The organism is Xanthomonas sp. NCPPB 1638, from assembly GCF_041475635.2.
Taxonomy (GTDB): domain Bacteria; phylum Pseudomonadota; class Gammaproteobacteria; order Xanthomonadales; family Xanthomonadaceae; genus Xanthomonas; species Xanthomonas cucurbitae.
Genome location: NZ_CM192984.1, coordinates 2,672,642 through 2,691,039, shown reverse-complemented (window position 1 = coordinate 2,691,039; position 18,398 = coordinate 2,672,642). Strand labels below are relative to the sequence as shown.

Here is an 18,398-nt window from a genome sequence, read left to right as displayed (position 1 = left end):
GCCTGAGCGCGTCCCCTGCTCCGCCGCAGCGCCACACAATCATTTGCCGTCACCGCGCACCGCTCCGTTGTCCTCCTGCAATTCGCGCTTGAATGGCACGTCCGGCGGGGGCCTGGCGGTGGCCGGTTGGTCGTTGAGGTTAGGGTCGCTGAGACCGCAACCGCCGCCGAACTGCAGCAGCGACACCACGCAACTGATCTTGGAGGTGGTGCCGGGAATCGGGATCTCGATCTTCTTCAGTCCGCGGCGCACCCATTCCTGCAACAGCGACTGGTTCGGCATCCAGTACTTGTCCAGCGAGGTCGGTGTGTAGCCATATGGTGGGCGCTTGAGCCAGGTGCCGCCCTGGGCGATCTGGTCGCGTGTCCAGGTATCGGTCTCGCTGCCCGGCGGCCCACGATCGCCCGCGCCGCTGCCGGTCTCGCCAGTGCCGGCCACCCGCACACTGCCGTCGCTGTTGAAGACGCCATCGCGGTGGCCGTTTGCGCCGCTGGTGTCACCGCGCCGGTTGCGATCGGATTTACTCCAGTCGTCGGCATTGGCCGCGACATCCCAGCCGCCGCTGCGGTCGGCCGGTTGCGGGCCGGCGTTACTGCTGGCAGCGGGCGTGGCAGCGGAAGAGGCTACCGTCTTGTCAGCTTGCGCAGGCGTCGCCGATTTGGCCTGCGCGGTGTGCGGTGCCGAGCTGGCTGGCGAAGGCTGCGCAGCAGGCACGCTGGCCGTTGCCGACGAGGTCGCCGGCTTGGCCGGTGCCGGTTGAGCTGGCGGCGCCGGGTCGGGCACGCTGGGCAATTCGGTGGTGCGCACCGCAACCTCGGGCATACGCACGCTGGGCGCGAGCTCGCGCGGCCGGATCACCGGTACGGTGAGCTGGGGTTGGTCAGGCACCACGATCTCGCGCTCGCGTACCGCCGGCGCCGTTGCAGCACGCAGCGCCACCGCAGGCGCCGGGCGCTGCAGTTCGTGCAGTGCCGGCCGCTCGGTCACGGTCTGGATGTCGCGCTGGCGTACTTCGATCTGCGGTGCCGACGCCGCCACGGGACGCGGCGCCGCGGTGATGCTCGGCGGTGGCGGCACCACGAAGTCGGTCGTGGCAATCGGTGTCTCGGTCACCTGCAGCGGCGATTCGATCGTGACCGATGGCACCTGCACCGTCACTTGCGGCACCTCAGGCGCCACCGCGTCGCTCGCAGCAGCGACCGCCGGTTCGAGGGCGGTCTCCGTCGCTTGCACCGTGCTGGCGGACTCAGTGGGTTCGGTTGCCTGTGGCGGCACCGAGGGTAACGTTGTCGCGTCGGCCGGATTCCCGCTTGCTGCACTGGCGTTCTGCGCCGTGGCAGACTCGCCGGCAGCAGGCGGCGCAGCAGCGGATGGTTCCCCTTGCCCGCCCCCCTGCTCGGCCGCACCATCGCCGATGAACGTCATGCGCACCCGCGACTCGTCGCCTTGGGTGGTCTCCTCCGGCGCCCAGCGCACGGCGACCACCCAGATCAGCAAGGCGATAAAGCCGATGTGGATCAGCAAGCTGCCCAGCAAGGCGAGCCAGTGCTGGGAGCGCTGATCGCGCGGGCGTGGATCCCAGTGCTGCCACCACAGGCTGCGGAACGCCTGGAATCGCGTCAGCCGCCGCGCAACGCCGGTGCCATCCGCTGTCGATGGACGCGCCAGCAGCACATCCATCACCTGGTCGTCGTTGAAAGGCACAGCCGCGCGTGGGCGGTTGCCCATCCAGATGCCCCAGCCATACGGCAACCCGGTGCGCCGATCCAGAATGAGCTTGGCCGGCATGCGCGCGCGCAGTGCCTGCAGCAGATCGGCAGCCGTTGTCACCGGTGGTGCAGAATCAGGCCGCGCTATCGCGCGGAATGTACGGGGCGTCGCCGGTGGCGTGATCGGTCGCATCGCGTACCGCAGTCACCCCGGGCACGCGCCCCATCAAGGTCTTCTCGATGCCCTGCTTGAGCGTGACATCGGCCATGCCACAGCCATGGCAACCGCCGCCGAAGCGCAGCAGCACCACGCCATCGGCAGAGACCTCCTGCACGGCGACGCGACCGCCATGCGAGGCCAGCTGCGGGTTGACCTCGTTCTCCACCACCCAGCGCACACGCTCAACCATCGACGCCGATTCGGCCGGCGCCTCGCCCTTGATCTTGGGCGCCTTGATGGTCAGTTGCTGATTGCCGGTGGACTGGGTGACGTAGTCGATCTCGGCACCATCCACCCACGGCACACTGGCGGCGACCACATATAAGGTGAAGCCGTCGCAGTCGATCGCCCACTCGTCGCCGTTGAGATCGGCCGGCTCTGCGAACTCAAGTCGGGCATCGGCACGCGGGGTCCCCGGGTCCACCGCGCTCAGGCGCACGCCCATGCCGGGCACGCCCTCGCGTTCGATGAGCTTGCGGAAATAGGTCTGGGCTTTGTCGGATATCTGGATCATGCGGGTTATTCTAGCGCTCAATGCGCCCTCGCTCATGGAACACCGTGATCCTGGCGGGGCACCGTCCGCCCACCCCTGCGAGACCGCCATGACCGATCTGATTCCCCTGGAGCAGGCCCACTGCCTGCCGCGCAAGGGCAGCGACCACAAACTGGGCGAAGCGCGCCTGGCCGAACTGCTGCCGCAGGTACCCGGCTGGGAGCTGGCAGAGGCCGGTACCGCAATCACGCGGACGTTCCGGTTTGCCGACTATTACCGCACCTTGGCCTTCGTGAACGCGCTGGCCTGGATCGCCCACCGCGAAGACCACCACCCGGACCTGGGCGTGCACTACGACCGGGTCGTGGTGCGCTATTCCACCCACGACGTGGGCGGGTTGAGCGAAAACGACTTCATCTGCGCCGCCAAGGCCGCGCAACTCTACGATCAGGGAGTCACCGCATGAGTCTGTCTCGCGCCGCCCTCGCCGGCCTGGCCCTGGCGGCCGGCCTGACCGGCTGCGGCAAGTCCTCGCAACCGCCTGCCGCGCCCACGGTGCCCCCCACCGAGCTGGCCGCGCTGAAGACCCCGCCCCCGGAGTACGCCCCAGAGTTGGCCTGCGCCGGCGTCGGCGGCACCAGCGTCTTGCGCGTGGTGATCGGGATCGAGGGCAAGCCCACCGATGTGTCGGTGACCCAGAGCAGCGGCCAGCCAGTGCTGGATGAGGCTGCGATGAAGCGTGTGCGCGAATGGCAGTTCAAGCCGGCCACGCGCAACGGGCAGGCGGTGCCGCAGACCATTCAGGTGCCGGTGGCCTTCAAGCCGCCGGTACCGCAGCCGGACGAATGCTTCGCCATCGAAGAGCGGGCGCGGCGCGGCGGTTGAGCGCGCCGGAGCGGGGGACATGGCGTGCTGCATCGGCACATGCCATCCCGGCGCAGGCGTCTGCCCGCACACCGTTGCACGTCAATTTCATCGTCTGCCTGCGCCGGTCGGTTGCCTTGCAGGACTGATGGCGGCCAGACCACGCGCGCAGCATGGCGGTACTGCCATGCTGCGGCCGCCGCCGTGGGTGCCTCCGATGATGCATGCGCCGTGGCGGAATCCAGTCTTTTTCGAGGGCATCGCGTCGCATGATTGAGGTTTCATCGCACAACGTCTGGATCGCGCTGGCGGTCACCCTGGCGGCCGGTCTGGCCACCGGGCTGGGTAGCCTGATGGTGGTGTTCGCCAAGAAGCCCAATCCGCGCCTGCTGGCGTTTGGGCTGGCGTTTGCAGGCGGCGCGATGGTGTATGTGTCGCTGTCGGAAATCCTCAACAAATCGATCGCCGCGTTTTCAGCCGCATACAACGACAAACTGGGCTTTACCCTTGGCACAATGGCCTTCCTGGCCGGCATGCTGCTCATCATGGTGATCGACCGCCTGGTGCCCAATCCGCACCAGAGCCTGTCCACCGACGACCCGCAATTCCGCGACGACAACCGCGCCTACATCCGGCGCGTGGGCCTGATGACCGCCATCGCGATCACCGCGCACAATTTCCCCGAAGGCCTGGCGACCTTCTTCGCCACTCTGGAAAGCCCCGCCGTGGGCATGCCGCTGGCGTTCGCCATCGCCATCCACAATATCCCTGAAGGCATTGCCATCGCGGTGCCGGTGTATTTTGCCACCCGCAACAAGTTCTATGCGTTCGGTGCCAGCCTGTTGAGCGGCCTTGCCGAACCGGTTGGGGCAGCGATCGGCTACCTGGCGCTGGCCGATGTGCTGTCCGATGCGGTATTCGGCACGGTGTTCGGGCTGATCTCCGGGGTGATGGTGTTCCTGGCCCTGGATGAGCTGTTACCGGCCGCAAAACGTTATGCAAAAGGCCACGAAACCGTCTACGGCCTGGTGTCGGGGATGGGAATTCTCGCCATCAGCCTGGTGCTGTTTCGCTTTGCAGCGCCTTGAGGCGTGTCACCGCTGACGCGCAAGCCACCGCTTCTCACGCACAGCGCGAGCCGGCACGACCAGCCTCCGGCAGGTAATTTCAAACGCATCTTCCACGCGCTTTTAACTAATACGTGATACGGCACACCGGCTCGTCGACGAGTCGCCGCCTGCACGCTGAACATGCTCGCGCGAAAACGCCACACCGCCGACCCAGCAAGCTTCCAGACATTCAATGCGGCGCATGGTAAGCGCGTCATCCACGTGCACTGAGCGAGGTGCCGTATGCAACGCACACAGTCTTGGGAGCGCCTGGCTTGGGCGCTTGCCATCGCATCCACCGGCGCCATGGTGCTCGGCGGCTGCCAAGGTAGCGCGCCATCGCAGACGGCAGCGTCGCCCTCAGATCCGCCCCCTCCGGTTGCCGCAGCGCCCGCGTATACGCCGCCAACTGCCGACCAGCTCTACCAATTGGTCGCGCCGATCGCCCTGTTTCCCGACAAGCTGCTGGCGCAGACGCTGGCGGCCTCGGTATACCCGGATCAACTCATCGCCGCGCAGGACTGGTTACGCAGTCATGGCGGCCTGAGTGCCAGCGACCGCGCGCAGGCCACCGTCTCGCAATCCTGGGACCCCAGCATCAAGGCACTGACCGTCTTCCCGGATGTGGTGGACCAACTCGCCGGCAATCTCGACTGGACGCGGGCGCTGGGCGATGCCTACGCGCACGATCCCAATGACGTGCTCAACGCCGTGCAGATCATGCGCCAGCGCGCCCAGGCCAGTGGTCACCTGCGCAGTAGCCCGCAGCAGCAGGTGCAGGTGGCGCGACATGTGGTGGTCACGCCGATCCTCGACGCAGGCCGCGTGCCGCCGCCCACGCAAGTGATTACCATTGAACCGGCGCAACCGGACGTGGTGTATCTGCCGCGCTACGACCCAGGCGTGGTGTATGGCACGCCGGTCGATGTAGACCGCACCTACCGCTATCACCCGGTGCGTTGGTACGACCAAGGCGATGTGGTGACCACCGGCCTGGTGTCCTTCGGGGTCGGCGTGCTCGTGGGCAGTGCCCTGGAACACCATCATGGCTGGTTTGGTTGGGCAAGCCCGGCACCCGCATGGCACCGCTGGGGCTGGAACAGTTGGGGCGTGGACTGGAATGCGCCGCCTTCAGCGCCGCATTACGTGGTCTACCAGCAGCATGTCTACGCGCCACAGACCACCGTCATCAATAACCGCACTACCTATACCGATGCCCGCTCGTACGTGCGTCAGGACCAGCGTCGGTGGTCGAACGGCGCGCTGCCGTCTGCGTCCGGTACGGCAGTGGTGCCGGACGCCAGCCCGGGGGTGCGTACAGCGGTACCGGTCGCGATGGCGGCAAGCGCGCAGTCCTTGCAGGCGGCGCCGCGTTCCGGCGCATTTGCCAGGGCGCCAAGCGACCCACATCGCGCACCCGATTACGCGCATCTGTCTGCGCCGCGCTTCAATGCGCAGATGTTGCAGCCAGGCCGCCCGGTGACCATGCACGCACCCTCACCGCTGCCCGCCAATCTGCCGACGCCCGCTCAAGTGGCGCTGCATGGACAGAGCGTCCCAGCCCCGATGGTCGCTTCAGCCGATCACTCGGACACCCGACACCCGGACACGCGAGCGATTGCATTGCAGAGCGCGCGGCCTCCGCGTGCGGCGATGCCTGCGCCGCCACGCTCCCTGCAGACGGTACTGCCCCGCTTGGCAGGCATCGAACATGCACCGCAGGCTACGCTGCCACCGCGCGAGGCATTCGCCAACCTCCAGCAACCGCATCAGGCCAGGCAACCGGAACGGGAGGCGCCGCAACTGCGGAATGCCCCGATGCGCGGACAATCAAGCGCCCCGCCCCAGCAACATGCCGCGTTCGTGGAACCGCAACGTGTCGAACGGGGGCGGCAGCTGTCGTACCCAGTCCAACATCAGGCGGCGCAAGCGCAAGCGCCACCGCAGCAGCACCCGCAGCGGGTGGCGTCGTTTACGCCGCCTCGTCAGGCCCCTGCCCGGCCGGCCGAAACGCATCCGCAGCGCCAGCGTGCGCAGGCATCGCAGCATCATGACCATCGCCACGACAGCTGAGGCACACCTCATAGACGGGTGACAAACGCAGCTGGATCGCCCGCATCAGCGCCCCAGGCGGTCCAGGGCGTCGGCCAGCTCCGGCGCCAGCGGCGCGCTGAGCACGTAAGGGGTCTTGCCGGCGTCGAGCGCGAACTCCAGCGATGCGGCATGCAGGAACAACCGCTTCAGCCCGAGCTGGTCGCGCAGGCGCTTGTTGACCTCGGCCTCGCCGTATTTGTCGTCGCCGGCCACCGGGTGACCCAGGTGCTGGGCATGCACGCGGATCTGGTGGGTGCGCCCGGTCTCGATGCGGACTTCGCAATACGAATGCCCACCGCGCCGCTCCAGCAGCTTGAAGTGGCTCAGCGACGGCTTGCCGATTGCATTCACCTGCACGTGCCGCTCGCCGCCCTGACGCAGGCCGATATGCAGGGGCGCATCGACCGTCATCACCCCATCGGGCATGCGCCCGACCAGCAAGGTCAGGTAGCGCTTGGTGATGCCGCGGCCTTCAACGCGGTCGTCTTCGCGCATCAGCGCCTGCAACTCGGTCAACGCCGAGCGCTTCTTGGCCACGATCAACAGGCCGGAGGTGTCGCGGTCGAGCCGGTGCACCAGTTCCAGGTTCTGGTTCGGACGGAGTGCGCGCAGGGTTTCGATCGCGCCGAAGCTGATTCCACTGCCGCCGTGGCTGGCCACGCCCGAGGGCTTGTTCAGCGCCAGCAGGCGCGCGTCCTCGAACACGATCGCCGCGTCCAGCCGGGCCAGGAACGCTGCCGGTGGCGCGCCCTTGTCGCCCTCCTCGTCCACGCGCACTGGCGGGATACGGATGTCCTCGCCACCTTCCAGCTTGCGCTCGGCCTTGGCGCGGCCGCCATTCACCCGTACCTGGCCACTGCGGACCAGCTTGTAGATCAGGCTGCGCGGCGCACCCTTGAGCTGGCCAAGCAGGAAATTGTCCAGCCGCTGCCCGGCACGGTCTTCGGGAACTTTGAGAATACGCACGCCCACACGGTCGGCAGGTGGCTTGGGGCACTGGGGGTCGGTCATCCGGCTATTTATTCTGTTACACTCGGCGGGCGAGATAAGGGTTTGATTTCGTTGGAAGTTGATGGGCCAGAAGCCTGACTTCCGATGATTCCGGCACAGTGCGCGACCACCGCCCCCGGGGCGGCCATGTTAGCGGCTCACCGGCCTGCCCGGCCATCGCCAGCGGTTTTTGACCGTTGCGTTGAACATGTCCCGTGCGCGGCCCCGGTATCGTCCGGACGCAGCGCCGGCCCTGAAACACCTAAAAACTTCAAGAGAAGCGCTCCCGCGGCCTGCCGTGGTGTTGCAGCGCTGGAAACCCTAGCCAGGCCTGTCCGCGCGTTGCGCGAAAGGCCGGCGACCTGTTCCAGAGGCGAAACGTCACGGCGTTCCGCGCGGTAGAGCGCGTAAGGAACGCAACAATGAAGCGAATGCTCATCAACGCAACGCAGGCCGAAGAGCTGCGCGTGGCGATTGTGGACGGCCAGACCCTGTACGACATCGACATCGAACAGCCGTCCAAGGAACAGAAGAAGTCCAACATCTACAAGGGCCGCATCACCCGGCTCGAACCCTCGCTGGAAGCGGCGTTCGTGGACTATGGTGCCGAGCGCCATGGCTTCCTGCCGCTGAAGGAAATCTCCCGCGATTACTTCCAGGCCGGCGTCGACCACAACAAGTCGACCATTCGCGAGCTGCTGCGCGAAGGCCAGGAAATCGTGGTGCAGGTCGACAAAGAAGAGCGAGGCAACAAGGGCGCGGCGCTGACCACGTTCATCTCGCTGGCTGGCCGCTACATGGTGCTGATGCCCAATTCGCCGAGCGCCGGTGGCGTCTCGCGCCGGATCGAAGGCGAAGACCGCGCCGCGTTGAAGGAAGCGCTGGACAAGCTCGATATCCCCGACGACATGGGCGTCATCATCCGCACCGCCGGCGTCGGCCGCGACGCCGAAGAGCTGCAGTGGGACCTGGATTACCTGCTGCAGACCTGGAAGGCGATTGCCGAAGCCGCGCTGAGCAAGCCGGCCGCCTTCCTGATCTACCAGGAGTCGCGCCTCATCATCCGCGCCCTGCGCGACTACCTGCGCGCCGACGTCGGCGAGATCCTGGTCGATACGCCCGAGCTGTTTGCCGACGCCCAGGAATTCATGAAGCAGGTGATGCCGCAGAGCCTGCGCAAGCTCAAGCACTACACCGACGACATCCCGCTGTTCAATCGCTTCCAGATCGAATCGCAGATCGAAGGCGCCTACGAGCGCAACGTGCGCCTGCCCTCGGGCGGCTCGATCGTGGTCGACCAGACCGAAGCCCTGACCGCCGTCGACGTGAACTCCTCGCGCGCCACCAAGGGCAGCGACATCGAGGAAACCGCGTTCCAGACCAACCTGGAAGCGGCCGAAGAAGTCGCGCGCCAGTTGCGCCTGCGAGACCTGGGCGGCCTGGTGGTCATCGACTTCATCGATATGGCCTCGTCCAAGCACCAGCGCGAAGTTGAGAACAAGCTGCAGAACGCGCTCAAGTACGACCGTGCGCGCGTGCAGCTGGGTCGCATCTCGCGCTTCGGCCTGATGGAAATGAGCCGCCAGCGGCTGCGCCCGAGCCTGGGCGAATCCAGCCAGATCGTGTGCCCGCGTTGCGATGGCCATGGACGCATGCGCAGCGTCGAGTCGCTGTCGCTGTCGATCATCCGCGTGGCCGAAGAGCACGCGATGAAGGAGAACACCGGGCAGGTGCTGGTGCAGGCGCCGGTGGAAATCGCCAACTACCTGCTCAACGAAAAGCGCAGCGCGCTGCGTGAGATCGAACAGCGCCACGAGTCGCCGATCATCATCGTCGCCGACGAACAGCTGCACACCCCGCACTACGAAGTCACGCGCCTGCGTGAGAACGAGCTGGGCGAAGACAGCGGCAAGCCGAGCTACCAGCGCGGTACCCCGCGCAAATTGCCGGTGCATGCGCTGACCAAGGCGCAGTTGAACATCCCGGCTGCCCCGGCGGTGACATCGATCAAGCCGAGCCAGCCCGCCCCGGTGCGCGAAGAGGCCCCTGCCCCGGTCGCGCCCGTCGCCGCGCCGGCGCCGGTGGTGAGCGTGCCGATTCCGGCCCCGGTCACCGGCGTGGTCGGTTGGTTGAAGCGCATCTTCGGTGGCATCGAGCCGGTCGCTCCTGCGCCAGAGTCGACTCCGCGTCCGCGCCAGAACGATGCTGGTCGTCAAAACCGCAATGAGCGTGGCGAGCGTGGCGGTCAACGCCGTGATGGTCGCGATGCCCGCAATGGCGGCCACAACCGTGGCAACGGCGGTAATGGCAACGGCAACGGTGCCAACAAGGAGCGTCGCGATGAGCGCCGCCAGCCGGCCAGCGGCCAGGGTACGCAGAACGGCACCCAGGCACAGCAGCAGGTGCAGGTGCCCAAGCCGCCGCGCAGCGAAGCACAGGCACCGAAGCAGCAGCAACCGCAGCAGCCCCAGCAGCAGCCCCAGCAGCAGCCCCAGCAGCAGAAGCCCAAGCCGCAGAACCAAGCCCCGCGCCTGCCGCGTGCGCCCGCACAGCAGGACGGCGCGCCGTCCGAACGTCAGCCGCGTCCGGCACGCCAGGATGAGGGAACGGCGGCAGCGCAGACCACCACCGCGACTGCTGCAACGGCAACGACGTCGAGCGTGGTGTCTGCCATCGCCGAAGCCACTGCACCGGTCAACACCCAGAGCAATGCCAACGAGGCGACTCCGGCGCATCCGGTCGAGGTCGTGGTGAGCGAAACCACTGCCGACCGCGGCACCGACGCGAATGCGACCGTGCCGGGCCAAGACGCCTCGGGCGACGATGCGGCCAATGGCGAGGGCGGAAGCCGTCGTCGTCGCGGTCGCCGTGGCGGTCGTCGTCGTCGTCGTGGTGCCGGTGCCAATGGTGAAGGCGGCGGCAGCATCGATGGCCTGGAAGCCGACGATCTGGACGGCGATACCGATAGCGATCTCGAAGGCGACAGCGAAGGTGAAGAGGCCGGTTCACCGGCCCTGGCCGCTGCTGCACCGCGCGCTGGCCAGCCGGAGTTCGACTTCGACGACGACGCACCGGCAGCGCCCGCGCGTGCAAAGACCGACCCTGCTGCCCAGGCCGCCGCCAAGCCGCGCCCGGTGCCGAAAGAACGGGCGGAGCCACAGAACGCCATCGATACGGTTTCGACCACCGCACCTGTCTCCACGGCTGCGCCATCGGCACAGCCGGCGGCAGCAGCGCCAGTTGCTCCTGTCACCGATCGCGAACGTGCCGACGCGACCACTGCTGCAGCGGAGCCGGCACCCGCCAAGGCTGCGCCTGCGGCAACGGTCTCGACGGCCGCCAGTGCAAGTGCTGCAGTGCAGGCCGTGGGCCAGCACCCGGCTTCGGTGGCGCAGCAGGACGCCGCTGACAGCGCGCCCGCTGCTGCACCGGCGTCGACCGCCATGCGTGCAGACCCTGTGGTCACGGCCGCATCTGCCTCAGCCCCCGTCGCAGCGACCACAGCCACGGCAGCAGCCGATGCTCCATCGGGTGCTACCCCCACTGTCGCAATACCGGCGCCAGCCGACGCGGCGGCGAGGACTGCACGCCAACCGGTGCCCTCGGCATCGGCGGCTGCACCGGCGCGTGATCCTGCCGCAGCAGAGGCCGACAAGCCGCAGCCTGCTGCTTCGGCGCAAGCCGGACAATCGGCGTCGGCACCGGCCGCAGCAGCGACCCATGCGGCCGACCTGTCGGCGCCTGTGGCAGCGGCGCCGGCGGCGCACGCGGCAGTGGTGACGGTCAAGGCGCCACATGCCGAACCGTCAGTGATGCAGGCACCCTCGGCCGAGGTGGTGACGACCTCTACGACGGTCGTGCAGGCCAGCCCGGAGACAGATGCCGCTCCGGCACGCAAACCGTATGCACCCGTGCAGACCACCCTGCTCGATGCGCTGAGCCCGAACCATGCGGCAACGCCGGCAGCTGTTGCGGGCGAAAGCCCGGCAACGGCTGCCACCGCGCAGCAGCCGGCGGCAGCCAAGCCCAAGCCGACGGTGGTCGTGTCCGAAGCGGTCAGGCCGGTTGCCCCATCGCCCAAGGCCGACGAGGCGCAGGACGACGATGGCGACAAGCCGCAGGGCGATCGCTGATCGTCGCGGGCAACAGGTTGGGCTAGCCTGTCAACTGACAGGCGATGCCCGCATAAAAACACGGCGGCCTTCGGGCCGCTGTGTTTTTATGCGGCTAACCAAACGACTATGCAGCCGCCAGCCGGGCGCGGCTATCGGCAGACACCATTGTGCACTCCGTTGTGAGCGTGCCGTCCACGCCTGAAGACTGCTCGCCACGTGCGCGCTGTTGGTGTCACGCCACCGCGATGACCAACGGGACCGACCTTGCAGCGATCGACACTAGCGCCTCGTCTTTGTTCGGCTCCATCACGGACTCCAGTTGACGCGGTTGTAGCGCCGGGTCCCGCCGTCTTCCGGCAAGCCTGGTCCTGCCCCGTCGCGTGGTTTGCCAGACATTGCGAAGCCGTGCAGGGCTGCACAATGCACTCCAAGCCGACGGCTTACAGCACTCTGGAAGGATCGGTCAGGCCATACTGGTTGGCCAACCGCGCCAACGCGATGTTGTCCTGGATGCCGACCTTTTCGAACAGACGCGCCTTATGGGTATTGACGGTTTTGGCACTCAGGCTCAGGCGCTTTGCGATGTCTTCCTGGCGCAGCCCCTGGGTGAGCAGCAAGGCGACCTCCAGCTCGCGTGGTGACAAGGTGTCAAATGGCGACCGGCCACCTTGCAGGTTGGACAAGGCCAGATTCTGCGCGATGGTATTGCCTAGGTAGCGCCGCCCCAACGCGACTTCGCGTACCGCGCGCAGCAACTCGTGCGCGTCACCGCCCTTGCCCACATATCCGGATGCACCGGCTTCGAGCAGGCGCTTGGGCAGCGGACCATCCTCCAGCACGGAAACGATGATGACACGCGTGCCGTAATCACCCTTGACGATACGTTCGGTGATCTCCAGGCCGCTCACACCCGGCAGATGCAGATCGCACAACACGATGTCCGGCTTGAGCTGACGGATCTGCGGCAGCGCGGCCTCGCCGCTCTCTGCCTCGCCAACGACCTCGATGTCCACTTCCTTGGAGAGGATCATCTTCATGCCGGTACGCACGAGTGCATGATCGTCGATCAGAAAAACTCTGATGGTCATCCTTGTTGTCCTCGCAGTGCGGCTGGCTGGTGCAGCCTATCTCCATGAATAATTCAGGGCAAGCTTGATGCAACGTATTACCTATACGTTAGAGCAACGCAGGCGAGTCATCGTCACCCATCCGTCGCAACGCAACGCATCAACATCATGCAGGTGCCGGTAACACGTCGCGTATCGGACAAGTCAGTCGTGCCTGGTCAGATTTTTCCTGTTTCGCCGATCGGCGCACCGTCCAGCAATGGGCGCAGGTCTGCATCCAGCGCGATACGCTCGTCGAAGACAAAGCAGCGGCCCTGGTAGCCCTCGCCGCCGACGTCCTCGAAATAGCCCAGGATGCCGCCCTCCAGCTGCAACACGTTGTCCATGCCTTCGGCCTGCATCCACAGCGCGGCTTTTTCGCAACGAATGCCACCGGTGCAGAAGCTCACCACCGTGGCATCGGCCAGCGCGGGGCGATACGCCTGCACTGCCGCCGGCAGGTCGGTGAATTTGTCGATCGGCAACGTCAATGCACCCTCGAACGTGCCATGGGCCACTTCCTGTGCATTGCGCGTGTCCAGCAGCACCAACCGGCGACCGTTGTCGTCGTGCCCGCGACGCAACCAGTCGCGCAACACCGTCGGCGTGACTGCCGGTGCGCGGCCCTGCAATGGCGAAGCACTCTCGCGGCGGAAGCTGATGATCTCCGGCTTGACCTTCACCTTGAGCCGCGCGAACGGCTGCTGTGCACTCAAGCTGTACTTGATGCGCATCGACGCGAAGCGCGGATCGGCCTGCAACCACACGTAGAACGCGCCGACCTGGTCGGCCTCGCCGGCCAGGAACAGGTTGATGCCCTCCTCGGCCACCAGCACCGAGCCCTTCAGGCCCTGCTGCTGTGCGTTCGCCAACACGCCGTCGGCAAGCGATTGCGGGTCGGCGATGGCGACGAACTGGTAGGCGGCGGTGTTGGTAATCATGCGGCTATTTTAAAGCGCAGCGCCTTGCGTAGCGAGCACGTCCGGACAAGCGCGCTCCGCGTAGCCAGATGCGCGGAGCAGCCATCACAATCCATCCATTCGGTTCGGGCACCAGGACGGTGAGCGGCGGTTCGCGTCGGCGATCAGCCGCGCAACAGCACGAAGGGCAGCAACACCAGGGATGCCACGATCAACATGCCCAACACGGTGGCGATGACGAACACCGGCCGCTTGCGCAGCAAGGCCCCGAAGGTTTCCGCGGTGCCTGCGGCAATCGCGGCCTGGCGTTGCGCACGCGCGATCGCACCGCGTTGGGCCTGGTAGGCATCCCGCACGGCCCTGGCGCGTGGGTAATCGGCATCGGCGCTGAGCCAGATGCCCCCTGCGGAGATTCCCCAGGGGCTGGGGCGCGTCTCGTAGACCTGCACCAGATGCTCGCGCAACAGAACCCGCACCTCGTCGGCTTCGTCGTCGGGAACATTGCGCAGGTTGAGCAGCAGCTTGGCCATGCGCAGATGATAACGGGAGCAAGATGCGATAATGGTCGTTCTCCTTCACGGATATTCCGATGCGCCTTGTGCTGACGCTGTGTGCCGCGCTGCTGCTTGCCAGCTGTACGCCTGCCCTACCGCCCTCCGGTGGCACCATTGCCAGCTTCGAGCGGATCGACCGCACCGTCGGCACCGGCGCACCGGCCACGCCGGGCGCGAAGGTGACCGTGCACTACACCGGCTGGCTGTACGACGAGAAAGCCGCCGACAAGCACGGCAAGCAGTTCGACAGCTCGCTCGATCGCGCCGAGCCATTCCAGTTTGTGCTGGGTGGCCGCCAGGTGATCCGTGGCTGGGACGAAGGGGTTGCCGGCATGCGCGTGGGCGGCAAGCGCACCTTGCTGCTTCCACCGCAGTACGGTTACGGCGACAACGGCGCGGGCGGCGTGATACCGCCGGGCGCATCGCTGGTGTTCGACGTGGAGCTGCTCGGCGTGCAGCCGCGCTGAGTGGCCGATCGATGAAGGATGCGAGCGCGCCGCGACTGGCAGTGATTGGCGGCGGTCCGGCAGGCCTGATCGCTGCAGAAGTGGCATGCGCCGCCGGGATCGCGGTGGACCTGTACGAGGCCAAAGGCTCGGTGGGGCGCAAGTTCCTGATCGCTGGCAAAGGTGGGTTGAACCTCACCCACTCCGACCCGATGCCGCAATTTGCGCAGCGCTACCGCGAACGCGCATCTGCCGTTGCGGGGTGGTTGCAGGACTTCGATGCCGATGCGCTGCGGGCCTGGGCGCGCGAGCTGGGTGTGGAGACCTATGTGGGCAGCTCCGGGCGGGTATTCCCGCTCGATCGCAAGGCCGCGCCCCTGTTGCGTGGCTGGGTGCGCCGACTCAAGGAGCAGGGCGTCGGCTTTCATGTGCTTCATCGCTGGCTTGGATGGAGCGATGATGGCGCACTGCGCTTTGCCACGCCCGCCGGCGATATCGCCTGCCAGGCCGATGCAACGGTGCTGGCGCTGGGTGGCGGCAGTTGGCCGCAGCTTGGCTCCGATGGGGCGTGGCAGGTGCCATTGCAGCGGCAAGGCATCGGTGTCCGCCCACTGGTGCCAGCCAATTGCGGCTTCGATGTCGAATGGAGTGCCTATTTCGCACAACGGCACGCCGGCGCACCGCTCAAACCGGTGGTTGCGCATTGGCGCGACAGCACTGGCGTGCAGCATGCACTGCAGGGCGAGTGCGTGGTCACCGCGACCGGCATCGAGGGCAGCCTGGTCTATGCGATTGCGGCCGAGCTACGCGCGCAGATCGATGCGCACGGCATGGCCGATCTGGCGCTGGATCTGCTGCCCGGGCGCTCGCCAGAGCGTATCGCCACAGAGCTGGCCATGCCGCGCAAGGGGCGCAGCTTCAGCGAACACCTGCGTCGCCAGGTCGGTATCGAGGGCGTCAAGACCGCACTGGTCTATGAGCTGCTCGGCAAGCAGGCCGGTGACGATCCGGCCCGGGTCGCACGCACGCTCAAGCACCTGCCATTGCGTTTGTTGCGGCCACGCCCACTTGCAGAGGCCATCAGCTCCGCTGGCGGCGTGGAATTGGAAGGGCTGGACGCGCAATTGATGGCGCTTGCACGGCCCGGCGTGTTCTGTGCGGGCGAAATGCTCGATTGGGAAGCCCCGACCGGCGGCTATCTGCTGACCGCCTGTTTTGCCAGCGGACGCCGCGCCGCACTCGGCGCAGTCGACTGGCTGATGCAGCAACGCGGTGGTGCTACAGCCGATCACTCACGGCCACGCGCGGCCACACCGACTTGACGTCGTAGACCACCGCGCCGGGTTTACCCAGCGCCGCGATGCGCGCAGCGTCGTAGTCGCGGTACTGCGCATGCGCCACCGCCAGCACGACCGCGTCGTAGGCTCCCTCCTCCGGTCCGTCGCACAGCTGCACACCGGCATGTTGCAGCGCCTCGCCAGGATCGGCCCATGGGTCGCAGGTATCCACCTGCAGGCCGGCCGCCTGCAGCAACTGCACCAGTTCCAGTGCACGGCTGTTGCGCAGGTCCGGGCAGTTTTCCTTGAAGGTGGCACCCAGCACCAGCACCCGCGCCTGCGCGAGCACAACGCCGCCGATAGCGAGCATGCCGCAGACCCGCTCGGCAACGTGCCGACCGACCCGATTATTGACCTGGCGCGCGGTGTGGATGAGGTCCGGGTGGTAGCCGACGCTTTCGGATTTATGCAGCAGGTAGTAAGGGTCCACGCCGATGCAGTGCCCGCCGACCAACCCCGGGCGAAACGGCAGGAAATTCCACTTGGTGCCCGCCGCTTCCAGCACGTCGAGCGTGTCGATGCCCAGCTTGTCGAAGATCAGCGCCAGCTCGTTGACCAGCGCGATGTTCACGTCGCGCTGGATGTTCTCCACCACCTTGGCCGCTTCGGCCACGCGTATCGACGGCGCGCGCCAGGTGCCCGCTGTGATGATGGACGCGTACAGTGCATCGACCGCATCGGCGGCCTGCGGTGTGGAGCCGGAGGTGATCTTGCGGATGTCACGCAGGCGGCGCTGGCGGTCGCCGGGGTTGACCCGCTCCGGGCTGTAGGCACAAAAGAAATCGTGGTTGAAGCGCAACCCGGATGCGGTCTCCAGCAGCGGCACGCAGACTTCTTCGGTGGTGCCCGGATACACCGTGGATTCGTAGATGACCAGATCGCCGGGCTTGAGAGCGCTGGCAATCAGCTGGGTCGCGCTGCGCAACGGCTCCAGGTCCGGTTGCTCGAAACTGTCGATCGGGGTCGGCACGGTGACGATGAAAATGCTGCACGCGGCCAGGTCTGCGGCGGCCGCGGTGTAACGCAGATGCGTTGCAGCGGCCAGCTCGGCATCGTCCAGTTCCAGCGTGGCATCGTGGCCGGCGCGCAGTTGTGCAACCCGCGGCACATCGATGTCAAAGCCCAGCGTGTTGCGTTGTTCGCCCAAGGCGACGGCCAGCGGCAGGCCAACATACCCCAGCCCGATGACGGCGATCTGGGCTTGCTGCGGTTGGGAAAGGGCGTTGCCGGACATGCAGTTCCTTGGGCGCGTGCGCGATCGGTGACCGCGCAGGGATGCGGCGGCAGCATAGCGCACGCGGATCGCGACCGGCGATGGGCGCGAATCTGAGCGTGGAGATTCACAATCGCAACGTAATCAGGCACGCTATTGCCATGCCCGGGTGGCGAAATTGGTAGACGCAAGGGACTTAAAATCCCTCAGCCGCAAGGTTATGCGGGTTCGACCCCCGCCCCGGGCACATTTCGGTTGCGCAGTCGTGGGTGGGGCGGCCCCGGCATGGGGTGCGTTTGCCCACGGCGCAGGCTTGGCGGAAGTAGTCGGAGGGTTGCGTGTGACGATGGCTGCTCCGCCACATGATGAAGACGCCGGCATGCAGGTCTGCGGTCCGCTACTGACCAGATGGCCGGCGCCCTCCGGCGCACCGCTGGCCGATTCCCTGCCGTCCATCCATGCGCGCTGGCAATACACCCTGCCCTGCCCGGATGCCAGGATGCTGACGGTGCAGGTGATCGCCTTCGAACTCGAACGCTTCTCGCCCGATGCGTTTGACCTGTGCAATATCGCATGCCCCGATACGATCGCCCGCAGCGTCCGCAAGCGACAGGCTGAATACTTTTTCGGACGACTGGCCGCATGCGAGAGCCTGCGCCAGCAGGCCTGGCTTCCTGCCGATGGCATTCCCCAGATCGCCATCGGTCGCTCGCGCGCACCGGTGTGGCCGGCTCAGTCGATCGGCAGCATTTCGCATACCAGCCGGTTGGCCGCCGCCGCGGTGGCGGCCGCAGACGCCTGGCGTGGGATCGGGATCGATCTTGAGCACATTGTCGATGCCGGCACCCATCAGGCACTGCTGAACACCGTTGTCGACCATTCCGAACGTTTGCTATTGCAGTCGATCTGCAGGTCGACCGGCTGCGCATTGGATGTCTTGCTGACGCTGGTCTTTTCTGCCAAGGAAAGTCTATTCAAGGCGAGCTTTGCAAAGGTTGGACGCTATTTCGATTTTTCGAGTGCGCGGGTGGTTGCGCTGAGCCTTCGCGACGGATGGGTTCGCCTGCAGTTGTGCGAACACTTGTGTCCCGAGCTGCCCGTGGGCCAGCAATGCGAGATTGGTTTTGGATTCGTCGATCCCCAAACCATCATGACCTACCGCGTCTGGTGAGTTGCCAGGCGCTTGGCTGCCCCAAAGACTATCGGCAAGGCGAACACGACGATAGCG

The 18,398-nt window shown here is 66.5% G+C and carries 15 protein-coding genes and 1 tRNA gene; 9 read left to right on the top strand and 7 right to left on the bottom strand.

What is annotated here, in order from left to right:
* Nucleotides 1-39 precede the first annotated feature (39 nt).
* Entirely contained in the window at nucleotides 40-1,830 is a 1,791-nt protein-coding gene (locus ACCQ13_RS11555; protein ID WP_159407214.1) for a transmembrane repetitive protein, read from the bottom strand.
* Between the two features lie 13 nt (nucleotides 1,831-1,843).
* Nucleotides 1,844-2,443: an NfuA family Fe-S biogenesis protein gene (locus ACCQ13_RS11550; protein WP_029219923.1), complete on the bottom strand. Its 600-nt coding sequence runs from the start codon at nucleotides 2,441-2,443 to the stop codon at nucleotides 1,844-1,846.
* Nucleotides 2,444-2,531: 88 nt separating this feature from the next.
* Between ACCQ13_RS11550 and ACCQ13_RS11545 the strand changes: the two genes are divergently transcribed.
* The 4 genes from ACCQ13_RS11545 (at nucleotide 2,532) to ACCQ13_RS11530 (ending at nucleotide 6,468) form a co-directional block, all read left to right on the top strand.
* Nucleotides 2,532-2,888: a 4a-hydroxytetrahydrobiopterin dehydratase gene (locus ACCQ13_RS11545; protein WP_104604852.1), complete on the top strand. Its 357-nt coding sequence runs from the start codon at nucleotides 2,532-2,534 to the stop codon at nucleotides 2,886-2,888.
* Complete coding sequence (locus ACCQ13_RS11540; RefSeq protein ID WP_104604854.1) at nucleotides 2,885-3,307, top strand: energy transducer TonB; 423 nt, start codon at nucleotides 2,885-2,887, stop codon at nucleotides 3,305-3,307. Before ACCQ13_RS11545 ends, ACCQ13_RS11540 begins: the two co-directional genes overlap by 4 nt.
* A gap of 248 nt (nucleotides 3,308-3,555) precedes the next feature.
* Nucleotides 3,556-4,374, top strand: a complete 819-nt coding sequence (zupT, locus tag ACCQ13_RS11535; protein WP_159407213.1) for a zinc transporter ZupT — start codon at nucleotides 3,556-3,558, stop codon at nucleotides 4,372-4,374.
* Nucleotides 4,375-4,638: 264 nt separating this feature from the next.
* Complete coding sequence (locus ACCQ13_RS11530; protein ID WP_159407212.1) at nucleotides 4,639-6,468, top strand: DUF3300 domain-containing protein; 1,830 nt, start codon at nucleotides 4,639-4,641, stop codon at nucleotides 6,466-6,468.
* A 45-nt stretch (nucleotides 6,469-6,513) separates the two neighbouring features.
* On the opposite strand, the gene ACCQ13_RS11525 is transcribed toward ACCQ13_RS11530, so the two are convergent.
* Entirely contained in the window at nucleotides 6,514-7,500 is a 987-nt protein-coding gene (locus ACCQ13_RS11525; protein WP_104604860.1) for an RluA family pseudouridine synthase, read from the bottom strand.
* A 410-nt stretch (nucleotides 7,501-7,910) separates the two neighbouring features.
* Between ACCQ13_RS11525 and ACCQ13_RS11520 the strand changes: the two genes are divergently transcribed.
* Nucleotides 7,911-11,612 (top strand): Rne/Rng family ribonuclease, encoded by a 3,702-nt coding sequence (locus tag ACCQ13_RS11520; RefSeq protein WP_159407984.1) that lies wholly within the window; start codon nucleotides 7,911-7,913, stop codon nucleotides 11,610-11,612.
* A gap of 422 nt (nucleotides 11,613-12,034) precedes the next feature.
* Here the strand turns inward: ACCQ13_RS11520 and ACCQ13_RS11515 are convergent, their stop codons facing one another.
* The 3 genes from ACCQ13_RS11515 to ACCQ13_RS11505 form a co-directional block, all read right to left on the bottom strand.
* On the bottom strand, nucleotides 12,035-12,682 hold the full coding sequence (locus ACCQ13_RS11515) for a response regulator (protein ID WP_104604866.1): 648 nt from the start codon (nucleotides 12,680-12,682) through the stop codon (nucleotides 12,035-12,037).
* Between the two features lie 197 nt (nucleotides 12,683-12,879).
* A complete protein-coding gene (locus ACCQ13_RS11510) occupies nucleotides 12,880-13,641 on the bottom strand; it encodes a sulfurtransferase (protein WP_104604868.1) in 762 nt (253 codons plus the stop codon).
* 143 nt (nucleotides 13,642-13,784) lie between these two features.
* On the bottom strand, nucleotides 13,785-14,150 hold the full coding sequence (locus ACCQ13_RS11505; protein ID WP_104604870.1) for a DUF6164 family protein: 366 nt from the start codon (nucleotides 14,148-14,150) through the stop codon (nucleotides 13,785-13,787).
* Nucleotides 14,151-14,209: 59 nt separating this feature from the next.
* On the opposite strand from ACCQ13_RS11505, the gene ACCQ13_RS11500 reads away from it, so the two are divergent.
* Both ACCQ13_RS11500 and ACCQ13_RS11495 read left to right on the top strand, forming a co-directional pair.
* Nucleotides 14,210-14,641, top strand: coding sequence for an FKBP-type peptidyl-prolyl cis-trans isomerase (locus ACCQ13_RS11500; RefSeq protein ID WP_167526907.1), 432 nt, complete (start codon nucleotides 14,210-14,212; stop codon nucleotides 14,639-14,641).
* Between the two features lie 11 nt (nucleotides 14,642-14,652).
* Complete coding sequence (locus ACCQ13_RS11495) at nucleotides 14,653-15,942, top strand: TIGR03862 family flavoprotein (RefSeq protein WP_104604872.1); 1,290 nt, start codon at nucleotides 14,653-14,655, stop codon at nucleotides 15,940-15,942.
* On the opposite strand, the gene ACCQ13_RS11490 is transcribed toward ACCQ13_RS11495, so the two are convergent.
* The gene (locus tag ACCQ13_RS11490; RefSeq protein WP_159407211.1) at nucleotides 15,899-17,191 is read right to left on the bottom strand and encodes a nucleotide sugar dehydrogenase; all 1,293 of its coding nucleotides are present in this window, start codon (nucleotides 17,189-17,191) and stop codon (nucleotides 15,899-15,901) included. The two genes, ACCQ13_RS11495 and ACCQ13_RS11490, sit on opposite strands and share 44 nt — an antisense overlap.
* A gap of 142 nt (nucleotides 17,192-17,333) precedes the next feature.
* Between ACCQ13_RS11490 and ACCQ13_RS11485 the strand changes: the two genes are divergently transcribed.
* Together ACCQ13_RS11485 and ACCQ13_RS11480 are read left to right on the top strand one after the other, a co-directional pair.
* Nucleotides 17,334-17,417, top strand: a tRNA-Leu gene (locus ACCQ13_RS11485).
* A 99-nt stretch (nucleotides 17,418-17,516) separates the two neighbouring features.
* Complete coding sequence (locus tag ACCQ13_RS11480) at nucleotides 17,517-18,341, top strand: 4'-phosphopantetheinyl transferase family protein (RefSeq protein WP_223214456.1); 825 nt, start codon at nucleotides 17,517-17,519, stop codon at nucleotides 18,339-18,341.
* Nucleotides 18,342-18,398 lie beyond the last annotated feature (57 nt).